The organism is Micromonospora sp. NPDC047465, from assembly GCF_040643125.1.
GTDB lineage: Bacteria > Actinomycetota > Actinomycetes > Mycobacteriales > Micromonosporaceae > Micromonospora.
The window spans coordinates 1-4959 of record NZ_JBEYTP010000055.1 but is presented as its reverse complement, the minus strand read 5'-3'; the positions used below and the strand labels follow the sequence as shown (position 1 = coordinate 4959).

At 71.3% G+C, this 4959-nt stretch carries 4 protein-coding genes; 1 reads left to right on the top strand and 3 read right to left on the bottom strand.

Features of this window, described 5'->3' with window-relative positions:
* Positions 1-57 precede the first annotated feature (57 nt).
* The 3 genes from ABZ793_RS30910 to ABZ793_RS30900 all read right to left on the bottom strand — a co-directional run bounded on the left by ABZ793_RS30910 (position 58) and on the right by ABZ793_RS30900 (position 3034).
* Positions 58-1212 (bottom strand): S8 family peptidase, encoded by a 1155-nt coding sequence (locus ABZ793_RS30910; protein WP_357463647.1) that lies wholly within the window; start codon positions 1210-1212, stop codon positions 58-60.
* Positions 1213-1424: 212 nt separating this feature from the next.
* Positions 1425-2264 carry an aminoglycoside phosphotransferase family protein gene (locus ABZ793_RS30905; protein WP_357463644.1) on the bottom strand — a complete coding sequence of 280 codons (840 nt, stop codon included), beginning with the start codon at positions 2262-2264 and terminating at the stop codon, positions 1425-1427.
* Between the two features lie 5 nt (positions 2265-2269).
* Positions 2270-3034, bottom strand: coding sequence for a response regulator transcription factor (locus tag ABZ793_RS30900; RefSeq protein ID WP_357463641.1), 765 nt, complete (start codon positions 3032-3034; stop codon positions 2270-2272).
* Positions 3035-3584: 550 nt separating this feature from the next.
* On the opposite strand from ABZ793_RS30900, the gene ABZ793_RS30895 reads away from it, so the two are divergent.
* A complete protein-coding gene (locus tag ABZ793_RS30895) occupies positions 3585-4832 on the top strand; it encodes an MFS transporter (RefSeq protein WP_357463638.1) in 1248 nt (415 codons plus the stop codon).
* Positions 4833-4959: the final 127 nt, after the last annotated feature.

The following is a 4959-nucleotide window of genomic DNA, read 5'->3' as shown; positions in this document are numbered from 1 at the left end:
GGGGGGGGGGGGGGGGGGGGCCCGGCCCCCCCCCCCCCCACGGCGCTCCGTGGACGGTCAGAGGCCGCCGGTGAAGACCAGCCGGTTGGGCGTACCGGCCAGGTCGCCCTGGACCACGCCGGTGGTGGCGTTGCCGACCAGCCAGCTGTGCAGGGTGGCCTGGGAGGCGTCACCGTTCACGCTCTTGTAGAGCGCGGCGATGCCCGCGACGTGCGGGGTGGCCATCGAGGTGCCGTTGAAGACGGCGGTGGTGTTGTTCGGTTGGGTCGACAGGATCGCCGAGCCGGGAGCGTAGAGGTCGACGCAGGCGCCGGTCGAGGAGTAGCTGGCCCGGGCGTCGGTGTTGGTCGACGCGGCGACGGCCACCGCGGCGGTCACCGCCCGGGGCAGCCGATCGCAGGAGTCCGCGCCGGTGTTGCCCGCCGAGGTGGCCAGGAAGACACCGGAGTTCATCATCCCGGTGATCGCGGCGGCCATCGTGTCGGAGTAGGTCCAGTTCCACGAGGTGTTGGCCACCGCCGGCTTCGCCGCGTTGGCGGTCACCCAGTCGATCGCGGCGATGGTCGCCGAGGTCTTGCCCGAGCCCTGGCAGTTGAGGATCTTCACGGCGTGCAGCCGGACGCCCTTGGCCACCCCGTACGTCTTCGAGCCGATCGTGCCGGCGACGTGGGTGCCGTGCCCGTCGCAGTCGGTGTTGCGCCGGTCGATGGCGTTGTAGTCGAAGCTCGCCCGGCCCTCGAAGTCCGGGTGGGTCACGTCGATGCCCGAGTCGATGACGTAGGCGTGCACACCGGAGCCGGTGGCGGTCGTGGTGTAGCTGTTGGACAGCGGCAGCGTGCGCTGGTCGATCCGGTCCAGGCCCCAGGACGGCGGGTTGGCCTGGGTGCCCTCGGCGACACCGTCGAGCCAGGCGTCCTGCTCGACGGCGAGCACCGCGGGATCGCGGCGCAGTGCCTGCACCTGCCCGGCGGTCAGCTCGGCGGCGAAGCCGTTGACAGCCCGTTCGTAGACGAACCGCGGGTTGACCGACAGGGCACGGGCGATGCCACGCGGTTCGGCGCCCGGGCGCAGCCGGACGATGTACTCGCCGGGCACCGGCCGCACGCCGGGCGCGGCGGAGGCCGCGTTCACCGGTGCGGACGACGTGGACGCGGGTGCCGCCGCAGCCGGTACGGCGACCAGGGTGCAGCCCGCTGCCACCAGCGAAGCCATCAGGACTCTTGATCTCACATTGCCTCCCAGACTGACCCGGTGTCATCACTGGATGACGCCGCGGTGAAGAGGCACGCTAGTCGGAGCACTGCCGAGCGTCAATGCCTTCCTCACCCTACGGACCGGAGGGCAGGGTGGCGGACGACCGGTCGTGCCATCGACTGTCGCGCCGGGCCCGGCGACGAACGCCACCGAGCCCGACGGGGCAACGACTAGTATTCGCCACGCCCGAAGGCGGCCAGCTCCGCGGAGTGGCCGGGGTTGCTGACGTACGTCGCCCCGATCGGGGCGGTCACCCGGCACCACATGTCCAGCCGTTCCACGTCGATGCCGGCCGCCGCGGCCAGCTCGTCGCGGCGGCGCACCATCTCCGCGCGGTCCAGGCCCTCCAGCACGTAGTCGACCGCGTCGAAGCACGGGTCGCCGGCGCAGGCCATCGGGTCGATGGCGACCAGACCCTTCGCGCCGCCGCTGAGCACGTTGCCCAGGTGCAGGTCGCCGTGCAACAGCACGGTGTCGGTGGGCACCGCGAACAGGTCGTCGCGCAGCCGCTTCGACCCGGCGAGGTCGGCGCCCCGCCGCACCGCCGAGTTGAACAGCACGTCGATCCAGTCCTCCAGCCGCCGCGGCGCGGCGGCCGGGTCCCCGGCGCCGTGCAGGTCGTTGAGGAACGCGGCGTACTCCCGCGGCGACGGCGGCTGCGGCATCTTCTCCACCAGCGTGCCCGGGTGGATCGACTCCAGCAGTACGGCGCCCTTGGCGGCCGCCAGCACCGCCGGCACCCGCCCGCCGGGCGCGAACTGGCGCAGCATGTCGACCTCCTCCCGTACGGCGTAGCTGTCGGGCGACAGTTTCAGCACCGCGTCGCCCTGCGGGCCGCGGCACCGGAACACCACCGAGGAGTTGCCGGACTTGAGCCGGTCGCCGAGGTCGAGCTGCCACTGCGCGACGAGCTCGTCCAGTCGCTGGGGCAGCGTGCCGACCCAGCGGTGCGCCGCCTTGCCGAACCGCGGCTCCAGCCGGTCCGCGATCGCTTCCAGATCCAGGGTCATCACGCTCACCTCTCCATCGATCGCGCGCCGGCGCAGGCGGCCGAGCCGCCCACCCCCGGCAGGGACATGGCGCCACGCCTACGGGCCAGCGGCACGCCGCCACCGGACACCGTGTCGAGACTCGACCCGTACGGCCCGGGGCGCTCCAGCCTGGCCTTGCGGGCGACCTCGATCGCCTCGTGCCGGTCCGACACGTTCAGCTTGCTGAAGATGGTCGAGATGTGGTTGCTGACCGTCTTCGGCGAGAGGTTCAGCCGCGTGGCGATCGCCACGTTGCGCATGCCCGACGCGATCAGTTCCAGCACCTGCCGCTCACGCGTCGTCAGCTCCGGGAAGAGCTGCTGGTTGCGCGGCTCGCGACCCAACCGCCCGATGAGTTGGTCGGCCACCCGGGGGCCGAGGATCACCTCGCCCGTCGCGATGCCCCGGATCGTCCGCACGATGCCGTCGCCCGGGCAGCTCTTGAGCACGTAGCCCCGCGCGCCCGCCCGCATGGCCGCGAAGACCGCCCCCTCGTCCTCCACGGCGGTGAAGACCAGCACGGCGGTCGAGGGCGACATCCGGGCGATCTCCTGCAGCGTCACCCCCACCTGGAAGCCCGGCAGCTCGATGTCGAGCACGAGCACGTCGGGGCGCAGCGACGCCGCGCATGTCATCGCCTCCCGCGTGGTCCCCGCCTCGGCGACCACGCTGACCTCAGCCGAGGAGGACAGCAGGGCATGCAGGCCCCTGCGTACCACCGGCTGAGCGTCGGCCAGCACCACCGTCACGGTGCGAGGTTTTGCCTCGTCCGCGACACTTCCCGGACCCCGCCTCATCGTATGAGCCAGTTCCGAGGTCGAGCCAACGCTGACCATTACGACACCTCACCCCGTCCTAACCGGCCCGCGACGCCTCCCTTCCGGAGGCGTCGCGGAAGCGCCGACCTCCGCGTCGGCGTGAACATCTACTGACGGCGAACAGAACAACACATGAAGTCAGTCGGACGGAAGCCATGTCAATCTTCTGACGTATTTTCCGAAATCAATTTAATATGACCATCGGTGACCCTTCTCGACCGACGGAGCAGGCCGCGACAGACCGGGAATGCCGGGACGATGTACCCGCAGGTCCCGCCTCCGCGCCGCACGCCAGGCACGCGCGCCGCCCACCCGGATCAGGCCGGGCGTCTAGCGCACCGCGCGCCGGACGTCCAGCGGAAAAGTTCCCTGCCCACCCGGGAAGTCGTCCCGACCCCGGTCCGCCGAACGCCCTGTCCCGCCCAGCTTCGCCGCCGCGAGGATTGTCGCCGGCCGCTCCACCACACAAGGATGTGCGAATATGCCCTTGTCACGAATGATTGATTTTTCATCCCGTTTGGTGCCGACCGATCCGCTACGCAGGAAACTGATCGCGATCCGGCTGGCCGAATCGATCGGCAAGGGAGTCTTCCTCAGCGGCAGCGTCGTCTACTTCACGCTCCGCGTCGGCCTCGACCCCAAGCAGGTCGGCCTGGGCCTGTCCGCCGCCGGCCTGTCCGCCTTCATCTCGTCGGTCGTGTTCGGCGTGATCGCCGACCGGGTGGGGGCGCGCAGGCTGCTCGTCATACTGTTCGCCGCGCTGACGGTGGGCTTCGGGCTCTACGCCCTGGTGGACAACGCGATCCACTTCTTCGCCCTGGTGGTCGCCGTCGGCTTCATCGAGTACGGCACCGGCCCGACCAACGGGGCCCTCGTCGGCAACCTCGTGCCCGCCGAGGAACGGGTCAAGCTCAAGGCGATGATGCGGTCGGTGTTCAACATCGGCTTCAGCATCGGCATCGGGGTGGCCGCCGTCGCCGCGCTCGACCAGCGGCTGCTCGTGCTGATCCCGCTCACCACCGCCGCGCTCATGGCCAGCGCCGCGCTCCTGGTCACCCGCCTGCCCGACGTGCCGTCGCGTCCCGTCCCGGTGGGCTTCAAGCGCTTCGCCGCCGTCCGCGACCCGCGCTTCCTCTCCGTCATCGGCGTCTCGACGGTGCTCGCCTCCCACGTCACCGTCATCCTGGTCACGATGCCGCTGTGGGCGCTCAACCGCACCTCGCTGCCACACTTCCTGATCCCGTTGCTGCTCATCTTCAACACGGTGTTCGTCATCCTGTTCCAGGTGCGGGCCAGCCGGGGCGCGGACACGGTGGAAGGGGCCGGCAGGCTCGCGCGGCGCTCCGGCTACTGGCTGGCCGGCGGCTGCGCGGTGATCGCGGTGACGGCCCTGGACGACAACGTGGTGCTGGTGTCCGTCGCGATCGTCGCCGCGGTGCTGATCCTGTCGGTGGCCGAGGTGATGCAGGCCGCCTCGGGTTGGGGTCTCGCGTTCAGCCTCGCCCCCGAGCACGCGCAGGGCGAGTACCTGGGCGCGTTCGACCTGCACGTGATCACGCAGAACATCATCGGCCCGGCCGTGCTGTCCGGCCTGGTCATCGCCTTCGGCTTCTGGGGCTGGCTCGGCATCGCGGTCGCCGCGCTGGTGGCGTCCGCGTTGATCATCCCGGTCGCGCACCGCAGCCAGGCCACCCTCGTCCCGGAAACGGCCTCGGCGACAAGCCCGTGAACAGCGGCCCGACCACCGAAAGGGCCCAGCACCACGCGGCCGCGGGGGGGGGGGGGCCGGGGGGGGGCCCCGGCGGGGGGCGGTGGGGGCGGGGGGGGCCCCGCGGGGGGCGCGGGCGACCACAGGT